This window comes from Polynucleobacter sp. IMCC 29146 (assembly GCF_021395195.1).
Classification (GTDB): domain Bacteria; phylum Pseudomonadota; class Gammaproteobacteria; order Burkholderiales; family Burkholderiaceae; genus Polynucleobacter.
In genome coordinates this window covers 54,094-76,729 of the sequence record NZ_JAJVCR010000002.1, presented here as the reverse complement: position 1 = coordinate 76,729, position 22,636 = coordinate 54,094, and the positions used below count along the sequence as shown (strand labels likewise).

Annotated in this window: 14 protein-coding genes and 2 tRNA genes; 4 read left to right on the top strand and 12 right to left on the bottom strand. The window is 46.7% G+C overall.

Features of this window, described 5'->3' with window-relative positions; translation table 11 throughout:
* Window positions 1-90 precede the first annotated feature (90 nt).
* Window positions 91-2,676: a bifunctional aconitate hydratase 2/2-methylisocitrate dehydratase gene (locus LZT22_RS02325; protein WP_233923726.1), complete on the top strand. Its 2,586-nt coding sequence runs from the start codon at window positions 91-93 to the stop codon at window positions 2,674-2,676.
* A gap of 6 nt (window positions 2,677-2,682) precedes the next feature.
* On the opposite strand, the gene LZT22_RS02320 is transcribed toward LZT22_RS02325, so the two are convergent.
* Genes LZT22_RS02320 through LZT22_RS02310 form a run of 3 tightly spaced genes read right to left on the bottom strand, consistent with a single transcriptional unit; the run spans window position 2,683 to window position 8,237 of the window.
* Window positions 2,683-3,507 carry a spermidine synthase gene (locus LZT22_RS02320; RefSeq protein ID WP_233923447.1) on the bottom strand — a complete coding sequence of 275 codons (825 nt, stop codon included), beginning with the start codon at window positions 3,505-3,507 and terminating at the stop codon, window positions 2,683-2,685.
* Complete coding sequence (purL, locus tag LZT22_RS02315) at window positions 3,485-7,498, bottom strand: phosphoribosylformylglycinamidine synthase (protein WP_233923446.1); 4,014 nt, start codon at window positions 7,496-7,498, stop codon at window positions 3,485-3,487. The genes LZT22_RS02320 and purL overlap by 23 nt, the downstream gene beginning before the upstream one ends.
* Window positions 7,499-7,520: 22 nt before the next feature.
* Complete coding sequence (locus LZT22_RS02310; RefSeq protein ID WP_233923445.1) at window positions 7,521-8,237, bottom strand: ABC transporter ATP-binding protein; 717 nt, start codon at window positions 8,235-8,237, stop codon at window positions 7,521-7,523.
* 45 nt (window positions 8,238-8,282) lie between these two features.
* On the opposite strand from LZT22_RS02310, the gene LZT22_RS02305 reads away from it, so the two are divergent.
* On the top strand, window positions 8,283-8,951 hold the full coding sequence (locus LZT22_RS02305) for an arylesterase (protein WP_233923444.1): 669 nt from the start codon (window positions 8,283-8,285) through the stop codon (window positions 8,949-8,951).
* Here the strand turns inward: LZT22_RS02305 and LZT22_RS02300 are convergent.
* From LZT22_RS02300 to ispD, 9 genes are all read right to left on the bottom strand, one after another.
* Entirely contained in the window at window positions 8,948-10,417 is a 1,470-nt protein-coding gene (locus LZT22_RS02300; protein ID WP_233923443.1) for a peptidylprolyl isomerase, read from the bottom strand. The genes LZT22_RS02305 and LZT22_RS02300 overlap by 4 nt on opposite strands.
* A 36-nt stretch (window positions 10,418-10,453) precedes the next feature.
* Window positions 10,454-10,529 (bottom strand) — tRNA-Val (locus tag LZT22_RS02295).
* A gap of 42 nt (window positions 10,530-10,571) precedes the next feature.
* Complete coding sequence (gene lon / locus LZT22_RS02290; RefSeq protein WP_233923442.1) at window positions 10,572-12,998, bottom strand: endopeptidase La; 2,427 nt, start codon at window positions 12,996-12,998, stop codon at window positions 10,572-10,574.
* A 179-nt stretch (window positions 12,999-13,177) separates the two neighbouring features.
* The gene (clpX, locus tag LZT22_RS02285) at window positions 13,178-14,593 is read right to left on the bottom strand and encodes an ATP-dependent Clp protease ATP-binding subunit ClpX (protein WP_233923441.1); all 1,416 of its coding nucleotides are present in this window, start codon (window positions 14,591-14,593) and stop codon (window positions 13,178-13,180) included.
* Window positions 14,594-14,612: 19 nt separating this feature from the next.
* Entirely contained in the window at window positions 14,613-15,263 is a 651-nt protein-coding gene (gene clpP, locus LZT22_RS02280; RefSeq protein WP_233923725.1) for an ATP-dependent Clp endopeptidase proteolytic subunit ClpP, read from the bottom strand.
* Window positions 15,264-15,280: 17 nt separating this feature from the next.
* Window positions 15,281-16,621 (bottom strand): trigger factor, encoded by a 1,341-nt coding sequence (gene tig, locus LZT22_RS02275; RefSeq protein ID WP_233923440.1) that lies wholly within the window; start codon window positions 16,619-16,621, stop codon window positions 15,281-15,283.
* Window positions 16,622-16,685: 64 nt separating this feature from the next.
* Window positions 16,686-16,772, bottom strand: a tRNA-Leu gene (locus LZT22_RS02270).
* Between the two features lie 59 nt (window positions 16,773-16,831).
* A complete protein-coding gene (gene ispF / locus LZT22_RS02265) occupies window positions 16,832-17,356 on the bottom strand; it encodes a 2-C-methyl-D-erythritol 2,4-cyclodiphosphate synthase (protein WP_233923439.1) in 525 nt (174 codons plus the stop codon).
* A 19-nt stretch (window positions 17,357-17,375) separates the two neighbouring features.
* Window positions 17,376-18,131, bottom strand: coding sequence for a 2-C-methyl-D-erythritol 4-phosphate cytidylyltransferase (ispD, locus tag LZT22_RS02260; RefSeq protein ID WP_233923438.1), 756 nt, complete (start codon window positions 18,129-18,131; stop codon window positions 17,376-17,378).
* Between the two features lie 23 nt (window positions 18,132-18,154).
* On the opposite strand from ispD, the gene mfd reads away from it, so the two are divergent.
* Both mfd and serB read left to right on the top strand, forming a co-directional pair.
* A complete protein-coding gene (mfd, locus tag LZT22_RS02255) occupies window positions 18,155-21,706 on the top strand; it encodes a transcription-repair coupling factor (protein WP_233923437.1) in 3,552 nt (1,183 codons plus the stop codon).
* Between the two features lie 119 nt (window positions 21,707-21,825).
* The gene (gene serB, locus LZT22_RS02250) at window positions 21,826-22,635 is read left to right on the top strand and encodes a phosphoserine phosphatase SerB (protein ID WP_370635183.1); all 810 of its coding nucleotides are present in this window, start codon (window positions 21,826-21,828) and stop codon (window positions 22,633-22,635) included.
* Window position 22,636: the final 1 nt, after the last annotated feature.

Genomic DNA, 22,636 nt, shown 5'->3' with positions numbered 1-22,636 from the left:
CCAAGCTGGACGGCGACTAATGCTGATAGGGTCCCAAAGATTTACAATAAGGATCTGAATTGCTCCAAAAACTTACCTCGAGGTTTAATGATGTTAGATACCTATAACACCCAAGTTGCTGAACGCGCCGCCCTGGGAATTCCGCCTCTGCCCCTCACAAAAGATCAAACATCCTTATTGCTCGGCCTATTAAAAAATCCGCCGGCTGGTACCGAACAGCAGCTGATTGATTTAATAACCTATCGGGTTCCTGCTGGAGTTGACGAGGCCGCCAAGGTGAAGGCTGAATTTCTCGATAAAGTAGCCAAGGGGGAAGAAAAAACTCCTCTGCTTTCACGCATTGAAGCAACTGAATTACTGGGCACCATGTTAGGTGGCTACAACATTAAGCCCTTAGTAGACTTATTAAGCGATGCTGAATGTGGCGCAACTGCCGCCGCTGTATTGAAAAAAACCCTCTTAATGTTCGATTACTTTAATGACGTGCAAGAACTCGCTGAAAAAGGTAATGTCAATGCCAAGGCAGTCATGCAAAGCTGGGCTGCAGCGGAGTGGTTTACGAGTCGCCCCGCTGTGCCAGAAAGTATGGTTCTAACCGTTTTTAAGGTTACTGGTGAAACCAATACCGATGATTTATCGCCAGCTCCAGATGCCTGGAGTCGCCCCGATATTCCACTGCATGCTACTGTGATGCTGAAAAACCCACGGGCTGGAATCGAACCCGATGAGGTTGGTGTACGCGGCCCCATGAAACAAATTGTGGAGCTACAGAAAAAAGGCCATCAAATTGCTTATGTCGGCGATGTCGTGGGTACAGGCTCATCACGTAAATCAGCTACTAATTCAGTGTTGTGGTGGACTGGTCAAGATATTCCTTTTGTGCCCAATAAGCGCTTTGGTGGCGTATGTTTAGGTAGCAAAATTGCGCCAATCTTTTTTAACACCATGGAAGATGCTGGCGCATTACCGATTGAACTAGATGTATCAAAAATGAATATGGGTGATGTCATCGAATTACGCCCCTATGAAGGTAAAGCACTTAAAGACGGCAAAGTGATTGCCGAATTTACGTTAAAGTCGCCGGTTATTTTGGATGAGGTGCGTGCAGGCGGACGCATTCCTCTTATTGTCGGACGGGGCCTTACTGCTAAAGCGCGTGCAGCCTTAGGTTTGCCAGCATCAACTGAATTCCGGGTGCCATTAAGCCCGCCTGATCATAAAAAAGGTTTTAGTTTGGCGCAAAAAATTGTGGGTCGCGCTTGCGGTTTACCTGAAGGTCAAGGCGTGCTGCCGGGCACTTACTGTGAGCCCCATATGACCACTGTAGGCTCGCAAGATACTACGGGCCCAATGACGCGTGATGAGTTAAAAGATTTAGCCTGCCTCGGGTTTTCTGCCGACTTAGTTATGCAATCGTTCTGTCATACCTCGGCTTACCCCAAGCCAGTTGATATTCGCACTCATCACGAGCTACCTGCCTTTATGACAAATCGAGGTGGTGTGGCCTTGCGCCCCGGCGATGGTGTTATTCACAGTTGGCTTAACCGCTTACTGCTGCCAGATACCTGCGGCACTGGTGGCGATAGCCATACCCGTTTTCCGATTGGTATTTCATTTCCTGCCGGCTCTGGCCTGGTTGCTTTTGCTGCGGCCACTGGCGTCATGCCGCTCGACATGCCTGAGTCAGTCTTAATTCGCTTTAAAGGCAAAATGCAACCCGGTATTACTCTACGCGATTTAGTCAATGCGATTCCACTCTATGCCATCAAACGGGGCTTGCTCACGGTAGAAAAAACGGGCAAGAAAAATATTTTTTCTGGTCGAATCTTAGAAATTGAAGGTCTTCCTGATCTAAAAGTTGAGCAAGCCTTTGAGCTCTCCGATGCATCTGCTGAACGCTCTGCTGGCGGTTGTACGGTGCACTTAAATAAAGAGCCAATTATTGAATACATGCGTTCCAACATCACATTAATGAAGTGGATGATTGCGAATGGGTATGAAGATAAGCGTACATTGGGCCGTCGCATCAAAGCCATGGAAGCATGGATTGCTAATCCCCAGCTCTTGAAAGCGGATGCGAACGCCGACTATGCTGAAATTATTGAAATCAATATTGATGAAATTAAAGAGCCAATTCTGGCCTGCCCTAACGATCCAGACGATGTGAAATTTTTATCAGAAGTTGCTGGCGCTAAGATTGATGAGGTTTTTATTGGCTCATGCATGACCAATATTGGGCACTTCCGCGCTGCAGGCAAAGTACTCGAAGGCAAAACCGATATCCCTACCCGCCTCTGGATTGCACCGCCCACCAAAATGGATGCAATGATTCTTACTGAAGAAGGCTATTACGGTATCTTGGGTCGCACGGGTGCGCGCATGGAATCGCCGGGATGTTCTTTGTGCATGGGAAATCAAGCCCAAATGCGCAAAGGCGCTACCGCTGTCTCTACTTCAACCCGTAACTTTCCTAATCGCCTAGGAATTGATACTCAAGTGTATTTGGCCTCTGCTGAATTAGCGGCAGTAGCCGCGCTCTTAGGGCGCTTACCGACTCCCAAGGAATATTTAGAGCAAGTTGCTGCACTCGATAGTAAATCGTCTGAAGTGTATCGCTATATGAATTTTGACAAAATCAAAAGCTTTAGTGAGATGGCCGATACCGTTACTGTCTAAACTGCCTTAAATCTCTAATGCCAGCTCTTGTCTGGCATTAGCATTTCTAAGGCCTTTAGCCCATGTTGCAGTAGCTAAACCGGTTTGTTCCTGAATTAATTGTGCACGCTTTTTAATACTTTTCCATTCCGCATAAATATGTGGGCCTTTAAAAGCAATGGCCACCGCATTGCAATCATGTGATTCGGGAAATAACAACACCCGATCATGAAATGCCCGACAAATATTCTGCAGATTCCGTTTAAAGCTGGAATGCTGTGAAAATAAATTGACAGTCATTACTCCAGGGCTGCGCAAAACGCGATAACAAGCCCGATAAAATTCGAGTGAGCTTAATACCGGCCCTTCGGCTGCCACATCATATAGGTCAACTTGTAAGGCATCGTATTGCTCAGCATTAGCGCTCGCAAGTACAAATTCCAGGGCATCAATTTGCTTTACTTGTAAACGGCGATCATCATCTGGCAAATAAAACATGGTGCGCGCCGCAATAATTACGGCAGGGTTTAATTCGATAGCGGTGGTTTTTACTGCCGGACAATAACGATACTGAAACTTAGCTAATGCGCCAGTGCCCAAACCTAGTTGAGCTACTTGCAAGCCTGGCCGACTTTCCAAAAAAAGCAGCCAAGCCATCATTTGCTGGTTGTAATCTAAATAAATTTCATCAGGATCATTTAAGCGCATAGCCCCTTGAATAAGATCGCTACCAAAATGTAAATAGCGAATTCCGCCCGATTCAGAAAAAGTTACAGCTTCTGTTGCTAAATTTTTTGACTTCCCTGCAGCCATTTGCATAAACCCGCGATTAATTAACCCAATAACGGGCATTGCGGAATAAACGCATCCATGGGCTAGCGCCATCGGTAATAGCATTCCATTCTGGCGGATGCCAACTAAGCTGAGCGGTACGAAAAACCCGTTCTGGGTGCGGCATCATAATGGTGAAACGCCCATCGGGCGTAGTTACGCCAGTTAATCCGCCGGCTGAACCATTGGGGTTGAGCGGATATGTTTCGGTAGCTTCCCCACGGTGATTTACAAATCGTACAAGGCCTAAATGTTCGGCGCGCAATTGCTCGGCATTACCTTGCCGGCTAAAGTTTGCATAGCCTTCGCCGTGCGAAACTGCAATGGGAAGCTGGCTACCAGCCATACCTTGAGTAAAGATAGAGGGCGATGGCAAGACCTCGACCATAGCTAAGCGGGCTTCAAATTGCTCTGAGAGATTGCGCGTAAATTGGGGCCATGAGGCGGCACCAGGAATTATTGGCGCTAAATTACTCATCATTTGGCAACCATTGCAAACTCCCAAAGCAAAACTATTTGCTTGGGCAAAAAATTGTGCAAACTGATCGCGTAATTGAGAATTAAACAGAATCGTTTTAGCCCATCCCCCGCCGGCCCCCAAAACATCACCATAACTAAAGCCGCCGCAGGCCACCAAACCACGAAAGTTGCTTAACTGCGCCCTGCCTGCAATTAAGTCTGACATATGCACATCAAATGTATCAAAGCCAGCCCAATGCATGGCATACGCCATTTCTACATGGGAATTCACGCCCTGTTCGCGCAAAATGGCTACTGGTGGACGCACGCCCTTCTGTATGAACGGTGCAGATATATCTTGCTGGGCATCGAAGGTAACGATGGGGGTCATCCCTGGATCACTGAGATCATCCAGTAAGCCAAATTCACTATCGGCGCAAGCAGGATTATCGCGTCCACGCGCAATTTGCCAACTGGTGTTTTGCCAGAGTTTTTGTAAAGATTCACGGCTAGCGCTATAAATCTTTTTGGCATCACGCCAAATTTCAATCATGCCAGTCGAATTGGGTTTACCAATTACATGGCTGCAAGCACTTAAATTGAGGCGTCGTAAGATCGCAAAAACAGCAGCGCGTTGACTGCGCCTAATTTGCATGACGACCCCTAACTCTTCATTAAATAAAGCCTGCATAGTAAGGTCGTGGCGCTTGCCCGAAATTTGTTGCGCCCAATTTTTAGCATCGCCATAGTCAGCTTCCTGTCGAGGATCTACCGCTAGCATATCGACATTAAGCGCAATGCCACAATGCGAAGCAAAGGCCATTTCAGCTACGCAGGCGAATAAACCACCATCAGAGCGATCGTGATAGGCCAAAATCAGCTGGTGCTGTCGTAATTCAATCAGAGCGGCAGCTAAGGCCTTCAGATCGTCTGCTGAATCTACATCAGGTGTAAAACGACCCGTCTGATTTAAGACTTGCGCCAAAATGCTGCCCGCTAAGCGATTTTTACCGCGACCCAAATCGATTAGAACGAGCTCGGTATCTTGCAAGGAATGCGAAACATCATCAGCTTGTAGAACAGGTGTTAAGGTCTCGCGTACATCCTTAACAGGTGAGAAAGCCGAAATAATTAATGAGACTGGGGCAATTACTTCCCTTAACTCACCGGCGGCTTGCCAATTGGTGGCCATCGATAGCGAGTCTTTTCCTACTGGGATTGAAATACCCAATGCGGGACATAAATCCATGCCTAATGCTTTAACTGATGCAAATAATTTAGCATCTTCACCAGCGACACCGCAAGCCGCCATCCAGTTGGCTGATAACTTCACGTCTGCTAGCGCAACGATATCGGCTGCAAAAAGATTCGTTAAGGCTTCACCAACTGCCATGCGCGCTGCAGCGGGCGCATCAATTACAGCTAAGGGAGTGCGCTCCCCCATTGCCATAGCTTCACCCCGATAAGCTTTAAAGTCCATGAGGGTAACCGCACAATCAGCAACCGGAACCTGCCATGGGCCAACCAATTGATCGCGCGCATTTAAACCCCCTACTGTACGATCGCCAATCGTAATTAAAAAACCTTTACTAGCTACAGTGGGTTGTTGCAAAACCCACGCAATACAAGTTGCTAAATCGGTATCAGTTAGATTCAGGTCGGCAAAGACAGTTTTAGTACTCTCAACTGTACGGTGCATACGTGGCGGCTTGCCCAACAAAACCTCCATCGGCATATCAATCGGCCATGCGGCTGCAGCCGTTGGGTTTTGCTTTTCATCCTGTAAACGTAATTGCCGCTCTAGGGTAGCGCTACCAACTACAGCTATTGGACATCTTTCACGCTCACAAATTTGCTGTAAAAGTGCTAGGCTTTCGCTGGCTATAGCCAGTACGTAACGTTCTTGCGCTTCATTGCACCAAATTTCTGCTGGACTCATACCACTTTCTTCTAGCGGAATATGGCGAAGCTGAAAAGCGGCGCCTAAGCCGGCGCCATCGGCTAGCTCGGGAAACGCATTCGACAAACCACCTGCCCCGACATCGTGAATCGAAATAATGGGATTTTTTTCACCCAAATGACAACAAGCATTAATAACTTCTTGCACGCGCCGTTCAATTTCAGGATTGCCTCGTTGCACCGAATTAAAATCTAAATCAGCAGTATTAGTGCCGGTGGTCACCGAGCTGCCCGTTGCGCCACCCATGCCTATGCGCATTCCAGGTCCGCCCAATTGAATCAATAAGTGCCCCGCTTGAATGGGTTTTTTCGCTGTATGGTTAGCTGCAATATTGCCAATGCCGCCAGCAATCATAATGGGCTTGTGATAACCGCGGCGCACGCCATCAATGGTTTGCTCATATACCCGAAAGTAACCGCCTAAATTCGCTCGCCCAAATTCATTATTAAAAGCTGCGCCGCCCAGCGGGCCTTCGATCATAATTTGCAACGGGGAAGCTATGCGTTCTGGCTTGCCGTAAGGCGCACCCTCCCAAGGTAAATCGGTATTAGGTAAATGCAAATGCGAGACCGAGAAACCAGTTAAGCCAGCTTTAGGTCGTCCACCTATACCAGTAGCTCCTTCGTCGCGTATTTCTCCCCCAGCCCCGGTTGAGGCCCCTGGAAAAGGGGCAATACCAGTAGGATGGTTATGCGTTTCTACTTTCATTAAGGTGTGCATTAAGCAATTTTCTTTTTGGTATTGGTGCGCACTACCCTGTGGAGTCCAGGTTTCTGCCTCGCACCCAGCCATCACTGCCGAGTTATCCGAGTAGGCCACAATCGTGCCCTGCGGCTGTAAACGATGGGTATTGCGAATCATCGCAAAGAGAGACTGATCTTGTTCAATGCCATCGATAGTCCAAGTAGCATTAAAAATTTTATGACGGCAATGTTCGCTATTGGCTTGGGCAAACATCATCAACTCGACATCGCTTGGATCGCGCTGTAAGCGCTGAAAGTTCGTTACCAAGTAGTCAATTTCATCCGGCGATAAAGCTAGGCCTAAATCGGTATTCGCTTGCTGTAAAGCGCCCTCACCTTGGGCTAAGACGGCAATACGTTTTACAGGCGTATCAGCTAAAGATTGATACAAACCTGCTGCTTGATCAAGCTCAAGTATTACCGCTTCGGTCATGCGATCATGAATTACATTGCAGATGAGCGCTTGTTCAGCAGTAGTTAAGACCTTAGCAGAGTACCAAGTAAATTGAATACCCCGTTCAATTCGTAAGACATCAAGACCGCATTGGCGGGCAATTTCTGTGGCCTTACTTGCCCATGGCGAGACCGTACCAAAACGGGGAATGGTAATAGCTTGTCCAACCCCTTTTGGTGGTTTCTTTTGGGCCTTATATGGATCTCCATAGGCTAACAAAGCATCTAATACCTTGGTTTGCGCTTGATCTAAAGCGCTTTTCAACCAGACAAAGTGTAGGTAGCGGCCGCGAATGGAATCTAGCAGAACCCCTTGCTTGGCAAGATCAGCTAAAAGCCGTTGCTGGCGAAAGGAAGAGAGGGCATCGGCCCCTGGCAAACAACGGAAAAAAGACATCCTTAGATTATAAGAGTTGTCTTCATTCGGGTAGTAGGCGCCCGCCCTGTAGATGCAGTTGACGCCCACAACGCTTTGCTAGAGTTACATCGTGGGTGACTAAAACAAGGGTCGAGCCATTATCCTGATTTAAGGCAAACAAAAGTTCAATAATCTTTGCGCCACTTTGCTCGTCTAGGCTACCAGTAGGCTCATCAGCAAATAACATGGCTGGCTTACCAATGAACGCACGTGCTAAAGCGACGCGCTGCTGTTCACCCCCCGATAAGGTTCGCGGGAAATGGTGCAAGCGCTGCAGAAGACCAACTTTAGTTAGCCAGTTAATCGCCTCAGCCCGCGCTAATCCACTCTCGACGCCGCGTAACTCTAGGGGCAGCATGGCATTTTCAAGCGCAGTAAGGTGTGGTATTAATTGAAATGACTGAAATACAAAGCCCAGTGTTTTACCTCGGTAGCGAGCACGCTCATCTTCATCTAAAGCACTAAATGGTTTCCCCAGCAATTGAATGGTGCCGCTCGTAGGAGTATCTAAGCCTGCCAGTAAGCCGAGTAAAGTACTTTTACCCGATCCCGAAGCGCCAACAATAGCAATGCTCTCCCCCGCCAAAATGCTGAAGCTAATGTCATCTAAGATGGTTAAAGGCCCATCGCTTGTTGGCACCGTTTTATTAATCTGCTCCGCCTGTAAGGCGCAAGTGGCATCTTGTTGCGAAGCAGGAAAATTAACGGGCTGAAGCATAAAATAGAGAGATAGGTCTTGAGTTGTTCTTTTAAAGGAGGCAAGTTGTTGCGTTGCAAATTACTAATAGCGCTTATCTTACTCGTGCTGGGGTTTTTTGGGCGGGCGCATGCTGAGCCAAGCGCAACGAGCCAAACAAGCTCCCCGAAGCAAGGCAGTCAGGGTAATTTACCGGTTTTGCTGGTGCTAGGCGACAGCCTATCGGCTGAATATGGCATTAGTCGCGGTGAAGGCTGGGTTAGCCTACTTGAGCGTCGTGTAAATGAGAGGGGACCCACATGGCAAGTGTTTAATGCCAGCATAAGTGGCGAAACTACCGCGGGAGGCTTAAGTCGTTTGCCCGACCTACTACAGCAAAAAAAACCACAAATAGTGATTATTGAATTAGGTGCCAACGATGCGTTAAGGGGGCTTGCCTTAAGTAGCTCAGAAAAAAACTTACGCACCATGGTGCAGCTAAGCCTGAAAGCCAAAGCCAAAGTCTTACTCTTAGGAATGCGCATACCGAGTAATTATGGTGCGACCTATAGTAAACAATTTGCCAGCATGTATTCCAGTATTGCGACAACTGAACGCATTAGTATCGTGCCATTTTTTTTGAAAGGGGTAGCTGAAAAACCCGAATTATTTCAGGCTGACCGATTGCATCCAAGGGCAGAAGCACAAGCTATTTTGTTACAAAATGTTTGGGGCAAGTTGGCGCCCCTACTTTAACTACCAGCAGCAGAGCTAGCACTAGCCTGCTTCAGCGGATTAATTATTTTTACTCCTGCACTGTCACGCCAATGCATCATAAAACTGGCAAAGTCTGCTTGGGCAGCCAGTTGGTTCAATTGTTGTGCCTGGGCTTGTTGCACCTTGGGATCAAGCATAGTGGCCGGTCGCACTTCTTCTACCACGTAAAGTGTCGTACCTGTACCCGTATTGGCAATTGAGACGGCAATAGGTAATTTGCCTGCATCAACTGCCATTACCGCATCTAACGATTCAGCACTTAAATTAACAGGTTTATTGCGTGAAATCCATACGGCTGCGGTAAAACCAGCGGTATTTTTAGGATCTTTTTGAAGCGCTGTGAAACGCTCGGCAGCAGCGGCTGTAGCCAGCTTCTCGGCCAATTGCAAGCTCACTTGGCGCTTTACTTCAGCCAGCACATCCTGCAGTGGCAAAGTACTGGCCGGATGAAACTCAGTAATACGTGCCGAAACAAAAACTCCAGGGCTAATTTGGACGGCTTCAATATTGCGCTTATTTTTAATCGCGTCATCACGAAACAAGGCCTGCAATACCTTCGCATTATTTAAAGGGCTACTTTTGGGCAAACTAGCAGCGCTAGTACGGGTTATACCCTTTTGACTTTGAATACTGAGTTTTAATTTATCGGCTGCGGGCTTCAGACTATCAGCCTGTTCATAAGTCAAATTAGCAAAGGTATCGGCTTTATCGCCAAACGTTTTAGCATCTTCTTTTGGGTCAGCTTGTAAAACTAAAAACTGCACATCGAGCTCTTCGGGGGTCGCAAATAATTTGGTATTAGCCTCGTAGAAAGCCTTGATCTCAGCTTCGCTGGGATTAACTTTTTTGACGTAATCGCTAGCGCTAAAGGCTAATGCTTGAATTTGTCGCTCGACACCATATAAAGCGGTAATCTGATTCGCAAGTTTAGGTGTTGGTAATTCCGTACGGGCAACCGAACTGACTAATTGCTGCGCCATTAAGTCAAATCGTTGCGAGCCCTCGAACTGCTCTACGCTCATGCCATTACTAGCCAATAATTGGCGATATTTAGCGGCATCAAAACTGCCGTTGGCTTCATATAAAGCACGAATTTCAGGAATGCGTTTTAAGTTTTGCGCCAAAGCTTCATTGCTCACCCGTAAATTTAAGTGCTTTAGGGCAAAGCCCATCAGGCGCTGCTGCAAGAGCTCATCTAAAACCGCCTGTCTAAAACCCAAGCTTTGGGTTATTTGACCTTGCACCCCAATTCGGTCGGCTTGACGTTTGGCTGCCGCATCAATCTCTTGCATCGTAATGGGGTTGCCATCCACCTTCAACACGTCGGTGGCTTTATCCATAAAACCGGTGTAACCCGAAATGCCCCAAAGCGCAAACGACGGCACAATTAACAGCAATAAAATGAACTGTAAAAGGCGTTGATGGGTGCGAACAAGATCAAACATAGGCCATTGAAATATCAGATAAGGAAAAGATTGGGGTGGTGGGCGCTGACGGGCTCGAACCGCCGACATTCTGCGTGTAAGGCAGACGCTCTACCAACTGAGCTAAGCGCCCCAACTGTTTCAGAACGAGATTGTAACCCGATTCAAGGCCAATTTAGTGTTTAATCACATCCCCAGCATTAGGCGCAGATGCTGCCTTCGCTTCGGCTGCTTTAGCCAGCTCGGCTGCACTTAGCTCCGGCAATGGTTCGGGATTGCGCTCCAAGGCCAATTCCAAGACTTTGTCGATCCAACGCACTGGCACTATTTCAATCGCGTTCTTTACATTATCTGGAATTTCAATTAAATCCTTCACATTTTCTTCAGGAATTAACACCAGCTTAATTCCACCTCGATGGGCAGCCAATAATTTTTCTTTCAACCCGCCAATTGGTAGAACCTCTCCACGCAAGGTAATTTCACCTGTCATGGCAATATCGGCACGCACTGGAATGCCGCTAAATACCGAAACCAAAGCCGTGGTAATGGCAATGCCAGCAGATGGACCATCTTTAGGTGTCGCACCTTCAGGAAAATGAATATGAATATCTTTCTTCTCGAAGGCTTCATCGGTTATACCTAATCGTCGCGCCCGTGAACGTACCACAGTGCGCGCAGCCTCAACCGATTCTTTCATCACATCACCAATCGAACCCGTCCGCGTAATCACCCCTTTACCCGACATCACTGCAGCTTCAATGGTAAGCAGATCACCGCCAACTTCAGTCCAAGCTAAGCCAGTAACTTGACCCACTTGATTCTCTTTAGCAGCCAAACCAAAATCGTACATGCGCACGGATAAAAACTTCTCTAAATTATCAGCACTAACCACAATGGGTGCAGCTTCTTTTTTAAGTAAGAGTAACTTCACTACCTTGCGGCAAATTTTACTCAACTCACGCTCTAAAGAACGCACTCCCGCTTCACGGGTGTAGTAGCGAATAATGCTGCGAACAGCACTTTCTTCAATTTTGAGCTCATCTTTTTTCAAGCCATTATTTTTAATTTGCTTGGGAATTAAATAATTCATCGCAATATTGGTTTTTTCATCTTCGGTATAGCCGGCAAGACGAATAATTTCCAAACGATCGAGTAAGGGCCCAGGAATATTCAGTGAGTTGGCAGTTGCCACGAACATCACGTCAGATAAATCAAAATCGACTTCAACATAATGATCTTGGAAGGTATGATTTTGTTCAGGATCTAAAACTTCCAGCAAAGCGCTGGCTGGATCACCCCGAAAGTCCATGCCCATCTTATCGACTTCATCTAATAAAAATAAGGGATTGCGTACCCCCACTTTAGTTAGGCTCGATAAAATTTTGCCAGGCATGGAGCCAATATAGGTGCGTCGATGACCACGAATCTCCGATTCGTCACGCACTCCGCCTAGAGCCATGCGCACAAATTTACGATTAGTGGCACGAGCAATAGACTGCCCTAAGGATGTTTTCCCCACACCAGGAGGGCCCACTAAACACAAAATAGGTGCCTTTACGCGATCGACCCGCTGTTGTACAGCAAGATATTCCAGGATGCGTTCTTTTACCTTATCAAGCCCATAATGATCTTCATCTAAGACTTTTTCAGCATTAGTTAAATCATTATTAATTTTACTTTTCTTTTTCCAGGGCAAATTCACTAAGGTATCGATAAAGTTACGAATAACTGTTGCTTCAGCCGACATAGGAGACATGAGTTTTAACTTCTTCAATTCCGACTCAGCCTTCTTGAGGGCTTCTTTAGGCATATGCGCAGCTTTAATGCGCTTTTCAAGCTCATCTAAATCGGCACCCTCTTCACCTTCGCCCAATTCCTTTTGAATGGCTTTTACTTGTTCATTTAAGTAATACTCACGTTGGCTTTTTTCCATTTGCCGTTTCACGCGACCACGAATACGTTTTTCTACTTGCAGAATATCGATTTCACTTTCAAGGTCGGCTAGCAGGCTTTCTAAACGTTGCACGACATCGCTCATTTCTAATAAGCGTTGTTTTTGCTCAAGCTTTACCGGTAAGTGGGCGCAAATCGTATCTGCCAAGCGGCTAGCATCATCAATACCGCCCAAAGAAGATAAAATTTCTTGAGGGATTTTTTTATTCAGTTTTACGTATTGATCAAATTGCGCCATGATTGCGCGCCGTAAGGCTTCGGTTTCATGGGCATCGATCACAGCAATTGGCTGCGGGCTAGCCTCGCAACTAAAGTAACCCATACTATCTTCAACTTGGCTCACATCAGCTCGTTGCGAACCTTCAACCAACACTTTGACAGTGCCATCAGGTAATTTCAGCATTTGTAAAATACTGGCAATACAGCCCACTTGATATAAGTCTTCAACCGAAGGTTCATCTTTAGCTGCAGCCTTTTGGGCGACTAAAAGTACGCTTTTACCGGTTTCCATTGCAGCCTCAAGGGCTTTAATCGATTTAGGGCGCCCCACAAATAGGGGAATAACCATGTGGGGAAAGACAACCACATCACGCAGGGGCAAAAGCGGCAGTTGAATCGGTTCAGAAGGAAGTAATAACTGGCTGGGCATACGGAAATCCTCCAAATAAGTAATGCGTTACAAAGGACCAAAAGTGCCAAAAAACACTACTAAGCATCCTTCATCACAACTAGAATACTACCTATATGGGTGCGCCTTAAAAAAATGCAAGGGCTAAAATGCGAAAAATACCAATTTTTGGGCGCTTAATCCCGATTTTTGGAGCCTTTTTAGGCCTTTTTTACCTGGTTTTCAGCTTCAACTTCGCCGCTTACGGCTTGCTTGTAGACTAAAAGCGGTTTGCCATCAATCGCAATCGTACTTTCATCAATAACCACCTTCTGCACATTCTTTAGCGATGGTAGGTCGTACATCACGTCCATGAGCGAACCTTCTAAAATAGAGCGCAAACCCCGCGCACCGGTTTTACGGGCGATGGCTTTTTTGGCAATTGCCGCTAGCGCACCTGGGCGAACCTCTAATTCAGATCCCTCCATGCCGAGCAAGGCTTGGTATTGTTTAACCAAAGCATTTTTTGGCTCAGTCAAAATTTGCACTAAGGCAGCCTCGTCTAATTGGGTCAAGGTCGCCAATACCGGTAAGCGGCCAATCAGCTCTGGAATTAAGCCAAACTTAATTAAGTCCTCTGGCTCAACTTCTTTTAATAATTCACCAATGGCACGATCATCCTTGCCAGCAACATCAGCACTAAAACCAATGCCCGATTTCGCAGTGCGTTGCTGAATCACTTTTTCAAGACCATCAAACGCGCCGCCGCAGATAAAAAGAATATTAGTCGTATCAACTTGCAGAAAGTCTTGATTTGGATGTTTTCTGCCGCCCTGTGGCGGAATCGATGCCATCGTACCCTCAATCAGCTTAAGCAAGGCTTGCTGAACGCCCTCACCAGAAACATCGCGGGTAATTGAGGGGTTATCCGACTTGCGAGAAATTTTATCAATTTCATCGATATAAACAATACCCTTTTGGGCCTTGTCAATGTTGTAATCACAGCTTTGCAGTAGCTTCTGAATAATATTTTCAACATCTTCGCCAACATAGCCAGCTTCAGTCAAGGTTGTAGCATCGGCCATCACAAATGGCACGTTCAACATGCGCGCTAAAGTCTGTGCCAACAAAGTCTTACCGGAGCCCGTGGGGCCAATCAGCAATATATTACTTTTCGCTAGCTCTACGCCATCGATCACGGCTTTAGCAGGCGCTTTGCTCATTTTTTTATCGCTGCTGGATTTGTCTTGCGATTTCTTTTTTGCAGCACCTTTTTCATTACTAGAAAGGTCATCAGCTGGGCTTATTTTTTCCGTTTTTTCTTTGGTTACCGGAGGTAAATGCAAAAGCCGTTTGTAATGGTTATATACCGCTACTGCCAAGGTTTTTTTGGCTAAATCTTGCCCAATGACATATTGATCTAAATTAGCGCGAATTTCATGTGGGGTTGGGATTGCTTCGCCCCCCTCGCTAGGAGGTAACTTAGCAATTTCCTCCTGAATAATATCGGTACATAAATCAATGCATTCATCGCAAATAAAAACCGAAGGGCCAGCAATTAGCTTTTTAACTTCGTGCTGGCTTTTGCCGCAAAACGAACAGTACAACAGCTTATCGGTAGAGGAGGTATCGCTCACAGGGTGGACTCAGTAGAGTTTACGGACGCTTATCAATGACTTTATCAATCAAACCGTATTCGCGAGCTTGCTCGGCTGACATGAAATTATCGCGATCGGTATCCTTGGCAATCGTTTCAATCGATTGGCCAGTGCGGTCAGCCAAAATTTGATTTAAACGTTCACGTAAATATAAAATTTCACGGGCTTGAATTTCAATATCAGAGGCCTGGCCCCGCGCTCCACCCAAAGGTTGATGAATCATCACACGTGAATTAGGTAAGGCGTAGCGTTTGCCCTTTTCGCCCGCACACAGTAAAAATGCTCCCATACTTGCCGCCATGCCCATGCACAAGGTACTTACATTGGGCTTGATAAATTGCATGGTGTCGTATATTGCTAAGCCAGCCGAAACCGAACCACCGGGCGAATTGATATAAAGCGAAATTTCTTTATCGGGATTCTCGCTCTCTAAAAATAGTAATTGGGCAATAACTAAATTAGCGGTTTGATCATTCACTTCGCCGACCAAAAAAACCACCCGCTCACGCAACAAGCGCGAGTAGATATCATATGCTCGCTCACCGCGGCCCGAGGTTTCAATGACCATGGGCACCAAACCCAAACCTTGTGGTGCTAAATTCGCATTGAGGTCGTCAGACTGAGTTTGACCATAAGTACTGCGTTGCATTCTAATCATGTTTTCTCTCATTGCCCTAGTTTACTCAGTTCTTCAAAAGTCACTGCTTTATCAGTTACCGTACCCAGGCCGCTAACATATTGAATAACATTCGACTCAAGCACAGCCGATTCAATGTCTTTGAGGCGCTGCGGATCGCTATAAAACCAGCGGACCACTTCTTTTGGGTCTTCATAGGTTGCTGCTTGATCTTCAATTTCTGCTTTAATTTGTTCTGGCGTAACAACCAAATTTTTCTGCTTTACTAATTCACTCAAAATCAAGCCTAAGCGTACGCGTTTTTGCGCCTGTTCAGCAAACATTTCTACAGGTATGGGCGCATCTTTTGCATTAGGAATGCCACGTTGTATTAAGTCTTGGCGCGCCATATTCACGAGTCTTTCTTGCTCATTGGCAACCAAAGCTTTGGGCACTTCTAATTCACATAACTTTTCTAATTGACCCATCACTTCATTTTTCATCAGCATGAGCGTGCGGCGTTTGACTTCACGCTCTAAATTTTCACGAACTTCACTGCGCATTTTTTCAAGGCCACCTTCTGTAACCCCTAAAGTCAAAGCAAAGGCCTCATTTACCTCGGGTAAATGGGCCCACCGTACCTCTTTCATGGTAAGGGTAAAGTCGGCAGTTTTACCAGCTACCTCTTTGCCGTGATAATCGGCAGGGAAAGGCAAAGCAAACGTTTTGCTCTCGCCCACCTTCATACCTAGGGCGGCAGCTTCAAACTCTGGCAGCATACGCCCTTCACCCAAAACAAACTCAAAATTTTCAGCCTTACCACCGGCAAATTCAACCCCATCAATTTTGCCGACAAAATCAATTAACACTTGATCGCCCTTTTGAGCCGTGGTATCGGCCCCACCATCACCATGCTCGCCAACTTGACCACGAGAATGGTAATGAACTTGTTGTTTGCGTAAGACATCAATTGCACGCTCCATTTCGGCATCGGTCACCGCAGTGGTGTACCGCGTCATGGTTGCTTTGCTAAGGTCACCCAGTTTAATTTCTGGTAACACTTCAAAAAAAGCGTCGAAGACAATATTGTCTGCACCAATTTCACTTTTTGGCTCAAGGCGCGGTTGACCAGCTAAAGCGATGCCCGCTTTTTTACTGAGCTCAAAGAACAATTCAGCGGCCTTATCAAATTGCACTTCAAAATCAATTTGCATGCCGTATTGCTGCTCAACTATTTTCTTGGGTACTTTACCAGGCCTAAAACCTGCCATCTTGAGGTTTTTTCCTGCCTTAAGTAAACGCGCATCACGGGTTTTAGCTAAGTCGGAACGAGGAAATTCTAACGTTACCTTACGATCTAAAGCGCCCAAATTTTCTATCTGCACAGCCATGCCTCTTCAATTAAATACTACCGATTAAATGGTCTAAAGTTTAAGCTAGTAGCAAGCTACAGCTTGGTGCGAGGAGGGGGACTCGAACCCCCACACCATTTCTGGCGTCAGGACCTAAACCTGGTGCGTCTACCAATTTCGCCATCCTCGCATTTGTAACGCTACCAGCTCAAACTTCATGCCAAAGGGTGAATTCTACAATGGCTGGGCTTAAGCCCGATAGAGTAAGGCCACGGCATGGACGGCAAGGCCCTCGCCACGCCCCAAATGACCCAATGATTCATTGGTCTTGGCTTTAAGATTGATGTGGCTCGGGGTAACGGCAAGATCGGCGGCAATATTTCGCACCATCGCCGGGAGGTATTCGGCTAGCTTGGGTTTCTGGCAAATAATCGTGGCATCCACATTACCTACATGAAAGCCGGCAGCCTGCACTTTTTGCAAAGCACTGCGTAACAAAATACGACTGTCCAGATCTTTAAATTGGGCATCAGTATCGGGAAAAAGCTGGCCAATATCATTTAAACCGGCAGCCCCCAGTAAGGCATCGGTTACGGCATGCAATAAAGCATCGGCATCGGAATGCCCTAATAAACCCTTTTCGAAGGGAATGAGAACACCACCCAAGATCAATTTACGGTCAGCAACGAATGCATGCACATCGTAGCCCTGGCCGATGCGAAAAGGCGGCGCACCATGATGGGAGGTGGTTGAAAGTTGATCGGCTGAATTCATCGTTCTCTCGGATCTCAATTTAAGGCAAGTGAAGAAGTACAGTGTGCATCAAATCCCAGTCAGCGGGATGAGTTACTTTAAAGTTCCGCGTCGCGCCCTCTACTAATAAGGGCTTAGCGCCCAATAATTCCATCGCACTGGCTTCGTCGGTAATTTCGACACCGACTTCAAGCGCTTGAGTTAATGCGCTATGCAAGGTGCCGAGCTGAAACATTTGTGGGGTTTGCGCTTGCCAAAGGTGCTGACGTGCCAAGGTTGCCTGCGCCAAGCTGCCACGTGTACTTAACTCGGCCCGTTTTAAGGTATCAGCCAAGGGCATCGCCAATAAGCCGCCCCATAAATTAGGCTGGTTTGTTTCAGCGGCATTCACTGCAGCAATTAATTGCTGAATTAAGCCTACGGTAATGCCGGGCCGAGCCGCGTCGTGCACCAAGACCCAGTCATCCGGAGAAATCTGTACATTCAGTAAAGCGCTTAAGGTATTGAGCACGGTTTCGTGACGAGTTGCCCCACCAGTTGGCAAGAGGTGTAAGCGACCCTGGGCCCGCTCAGCCATTCCTTCTAAATACAGAATTGATTCAGCTTCATGAAATTGTGGGCTTAAACCAACCCAAATCGAATGAATTTCTGGGGTATTTAAGGCCGCCTCTATAGCATAAGCAAGCATCGGCTTGGTGCCAAGCAGGCGAAATTGCTTTGGTAAATCGCCGCCTAAACGGGAGCCCATTCCTGCGGCTGGCAAAACAAGGTGATAGGCACGATTTGAATTAGGCATGCCTGATTCTATAATGACGGCAGATGTCTGATGGAATCTTGCAAATACCCCCCGTCCCTGCTCCAAGGGCTGGGCAGCGCTTTACCTTTTCCGGCCTAGTGGGCTCAGCCGATGCGGCTTTACTGGCAGAGTCGGCCTTACTCTACCGCGCGCAATTTTCCATCTTGGTGGTTTTTTGTGCTCAGGCACAAGATGCTCAAAGGCTATCAGAAGAAATTCCTGCCTTTGCTCCTCAACTTAAAACCCGCCTTCTACCCGATTGGGAAATACTGCCCTACGATCAATTTTCGCCACACCAAGATTTAGTCTCCGAGCGCTTAGCAACCTTGCATGCAATGCTCAATGGCAGTTGTGACATTGTTTTAATTCCAGTCACTACCGCCCTGCAAAGATTGGCACCGCCCCAATTTTTATCTGGCCATACTTTTTTCTTTAAACAGGGCGATCATTTAAATGAAAGCGCCCTCCGTTTGCAATTACAGCAAGCAGGATACGACCCGGTGAGTGCCGTAATGCGTCCAGGTGAATATAGTATTCGGGGTGGCTTAATTGATTTATTTCCGATGGGTTCGGCACTACCATTTCGCCTTGATTTGTTTGGTGATGAAATTGAACAAATTCGTGCTTTTGACCCTGATACACAACGTAGCCTGTACCCAGTAAAAGAAATTCGTCTCTTACCAGGACATGAATTTCCTTTTGATGACGCGGCCCGTGTAGCTTTTCGTGGCCGTTGGCGGGAAGTCTTTGAGGGTGACCCCAGTCGCTGTGCAATTTATAAAGATGCCAACCTTGGCATTCCTAGCGCTGGTATTGAATCCTACCTGCCATTATTTTTTGCTGAGCCAGCTACGCTCTTCGATTACTTACCGCTTGCAGGTGAGGGTGTTTGGCTTGCCTCGGTAGGCGATATTGAGAGTAGTATTCGCAGTTTTTGGAAAGAAACCCAAAGTCGTTACAACTTTTTAAAACATGATTTTGAGCGCCCCATTCTCAATCCAGAAGCGTTGTTTTTAGATGTTGACACTTTCTTTACTCGGGCCAAGGCTTACCCAAGGTTAACGCTGGAGAACACTGCGCTTACTACATCCGCAGTAGCATCCACCACGCCACCCTTTCTGCCAGTACCTGAAGTCGCAGTCCACCGACGTGATGCTGATCCCCTCTCACGTTTGCGTCATCTCGTTGCACAACAGCAATATCGGGTGGTCATCTGCGCTGACACCGCCGGACGCCGCGAATCGATTCGACAACTCATTGAAGAAAGTAATTTAGTTACCGATTCTAAAAATAGTTTGCCTTTTGCATTAAAACCGACTCAAAGTGAAAACTTAGCCGACTTTATTAACGGAACAGCCAGCTTTGGTTTAGTAATTGCCCCTTTATTTAATGGCTTTAGCTGGCCAAGTGCCAAGCTCATTGTAATTACGGAAGCAGAGCTTTTTACGGCTACCGCGCGGCAACGACGCAAAGGTAGCGCTCAGCAAATTAGCGATCCCGATATGTTGTTTAAGGATTTAGCTGAACTGAAAATTGCAGATCCAGTAGTTCACGCTGAACATGGCATTGGGCGTTATCAGGGGCTGGTCTTACTCAACTTAGCGCCACCTAAAGAAACACCCCTCTTTGAAGAATTTTTACATTTGGTTTACGCCAATCAGGCGACGCTTTATGTACCCGTGCATCAATTGCAATTAGTCACCCGTTATGCGGGCTCCGATCCTGAATCGGCTCCCTTACATCAATTGGGTTCAGGACAATGGGAAAAAGCTAAGCGTAAAGCAGCCCAACAAATTCGCGATACCGCCGCTGAATTACTTAATCTCTATGCGGCTCGCGCGCTACGTCGAGGTCATGCATTTGAATATTCTGCGCATGATTACGCCGCTTTTGCCGAAGCCTTTGGTTTTGAAGAAACGCCTGACCAAACCACAGCTATTGCCGCCGTTATTAGCGATATGACCAATGGCAAATCGATGGATCGCTTAGTCTGCGGTGATGTCGGTTTCGGAAAAACTGAAGTGGCTTTAAGGGCTAGTTTTATTGCCGTAATGGGGGGTAAGCAAGTTGCTATTCTGGCCCCTACTACCTTATTAGCGGAACAGCATGCCGCTACTTGGAAAGATCGTTTTGCCGATTGGCCCGTGAAGGTCGTGGAGCTATCGCGCTTCAAAACTGCGAAAGAAATTACCGCTGCTCTAGCCGCAATTGCCGCTGGCGATGCCGACATTGTGATTGGTACCCATAAATTACTTTCTAAAGATACCCACTTTAATCGTTTGGGTTTGGTTATTGTTGATGAAGAGCATCGTTTTGGGGTGCGCCAAAAAGAGGTCCTAAAGGCCTTACGTGCCGAAGTTGATATTCTGACACTCACAGCTACCCCTATTCCAAGAACATTAGGTATGGCGATGGAAGGTTTACGAGAACTTTCTATTATTGCTACCGCACCCCAAAAACGCTTAGCCATTAAAACGTTTGTGCGCCGCGAGGGTGATGATGTCATCCGTGAAGCCGTGTTGCGGGAAATTAAACGGGGTGGTCAAGTTTATTTTCTCCATAATGAAGTTGAAACCATCGAAAACCGCCGCCTAGCTTTACAGGCACTTTTACCCGAGGCGCGCATCAGTGTGGCGCATGGTCAAATGCACGAGCGGCAACTTGAAACCGTGATGCGCGAATTTGTTACGCAACGTAGCAATATTCTATTATGCACAACGATTATTGAAACTGGTATTGATGTGCCCACTGCAAATACCATCATCATGCACCGCGCCGATAAATTTGGCTTAGCCCAACTGCATCAACTGCGCGGGCGCGTTGGCCGTTCGCATCATCAGGCCTATGCCTATTTAATGGTGCCCGATCCCGATGCCCTGAGTAAACAAGCGCAATTACGTCTAGATGCAATTCAGGCCATGGAAGAATTGGGTTCAGGCTTTTATTTAGCCATGCATGACTTAGAAATTCGTGGAGCTGGTGAAGTTTTAGGTGACAAACAGTCAGGCGAAATTCATGAAATTGGCTATCAGCTCTATACCGAAATGCTCAACCGCGCAGTTAAATCATTAAAAAGTGGTAAAGAGCCCGACTTATTGGCACCTTTACAAGTTACAACTGATGTGAATTTAGGTGTGCCAGCCTTATTACCTGAAGAATATTGCCCAGATGTACATGAGCGACTTTCCCTCTACAAGCGCTTTGCAGCAACCCATGACTTTGCAGAGTTAATGGGCTTGCGTGAAGAATTGGTCGACCGATTTGGTGACTTACCCGATCCGGCCAAATCATTTTATGAAACCCATCGCTTACGTTTAGAAATGGCGGGCTATGGGATTAAAAAAATTGATGCTAGTCCATTAGCCATTCAAATGCATTTTATTCCCAATCCGCCTATTGATCCTCTGCGTATTATTCAACTTATTCAAACCCATGCGCATATTCAACTCAATGGCCAAGATCGTTTAAAAATTATTCCTCCTCAAGCTCATGACTTTGATTTATTGGAAAAACGCTTAGAGCAAATTCGTCAAGTGCTAAAACGCTTAAATGAATCTGCCCTCAGCATGGCTTAACTCATGCAGCTCAATTTATATCTTCTTCTCAGTAACGTTTCATGAACTTGAACCCGCAGTTAGTTGCCCTTTCACCCCAAGTGTTGCCATTGGCATTCGATCTCGCAGTAAACGAATGGATGCAAGAACGGGGCATACAGATTAAACCTTTAAAGCAAGCTAATAGCGCAACATTAACTGTGCAGTCTTGGCATCTCGATCAAGTCTTATCTGCAGAGCAACGCCCCCTATTGCGGGCATTACTAAACGACTTTCAGGCCGATATGGCCCTCTTGCCCGCTCACTTTGATCCAGCACAATTGCGGGTATTGGCCATCGACATGGATTCGACCTTAATTAATATTGAATGTATAGATGAAATTGCTGATTTTGCAGGTCAAAAAGCGGCTGTAGCCAAAATTACCGAAGCCACGATGCGGGGCGAAATTAGGAACTTTAGCGACAGTTTGCAACAACGAGTCGCCTTATTAGCAGGTGTCTCAGAAGCTGTTTTAGAAGCGGTGTATCGCGAACGCTTAAGACCCAACCCTGGCGCTGCCGAACTCATTGCCCAAGCTAAACTATTAGGCCTACATACCCTACTAGTTTCTGGCGGCTTTACATTTTTTACCAATAAATTACAACACGCTTTAGGTTTTCATCAAGCTCACGCAAATAGCTTAGAAATTCAAGCCGGTTTTCTTACGGGCAAGGTATTGGGTAATATTATTGACGGCGCTGGTAAGGCTCACTGTCTCGAACAAGTCTGCCAAACATTGGGCTGCAATAAAACGCAAGCTATGGTAATTGGCGATGGTGCTAATGATTTGCTAATGATGGCTGGCGCAGGGCTGAGCATTGCTTATCGCGCTAAACCATTAGTAAAAGAAAAAGCCGACGCGGCTTTTGACCGAGTCGGCTTAGATGCTGCTCTGGCTTTATTGCGCTAAA

Coding starts and splice junctions, on each gene's coding strand:
- purL (WP_233923446.1), bottom strand. CDS start 7,498: ATGTCTTTTTTCCGTTGTTTGCCAGGGGCCGATGCCCTCTCTTCCTTT.
- clpP (WP_233923725.1), bottom strand. CDS start 15,263: ATGCAACGCAGTACTTATGGTCAAACTCAGTCTGACGACCTCAATGCG.
- ispF (WP_233923439.1), bottom strand. CDS start 17,356: ATGAATTCAGCCGATCAACTTTCAACCACCTCCCATCATGGTGCGCCG.
- LZT22_RS02300 (WP_233923443.1), bottom strand. CDS start 10,417: ATGTTTGATCTTGTTCGCACCCATCAACGCCTTTTACAGTTCATTTTA.
- lon (WP_233923442.1), bottom strand. CDS start 12,998: ATGCCCAGCCAGTTATTACTTCCTTCTGAACCGATTCAACTGCCGCTT.
- LZT22_RS02310 (WP_233923445.1), bottom strand. CDS start 8,237: ATGCTTCAGCCCGTTAATTTTCCTGCTTCGCAACAAGATGCCACTTGC.
- mfd (WP_233923437.1), top strand. CDS start 18,155: ATGTCTGATGGAATCTTGCAAATACCCCCCGTCCCTGCTCCAAGGGCT.
- serB (WP_370635183.1), top strand. CDS start 21,826: ATGCAAGAACGGGGCATACAGATTAAACCTTTAAAGCAAGCTAATAGC.
- LZT22_RS02325 (WP_233923726.1), top strand. CDS start 91: ATGTTAGATACCTATAACACCCAAGTTGCTGAACGCGCCGCCCTGGGA.
- LZT22_RS02320 (WP_233923447.1), bottom strand. CDS start 3,507: ATGCCCGTTATTGGGTTAATTAATCGCGGGTTTATGCAAATGGCTGCA.
- tig (WP_233923440.1), bottom strand. CDS start 16,621: ATGGCTGTGCAGATAGAAAATTTGGGCGCTTTAGATCGTAAGGTAACG.
- ispD (WP_233923438.1), bottom strand. CDS start 18,131: ATGCCTAATTCAAATCGTGCCTATCACCTTGTTTTGCCAGCCGCAGGA.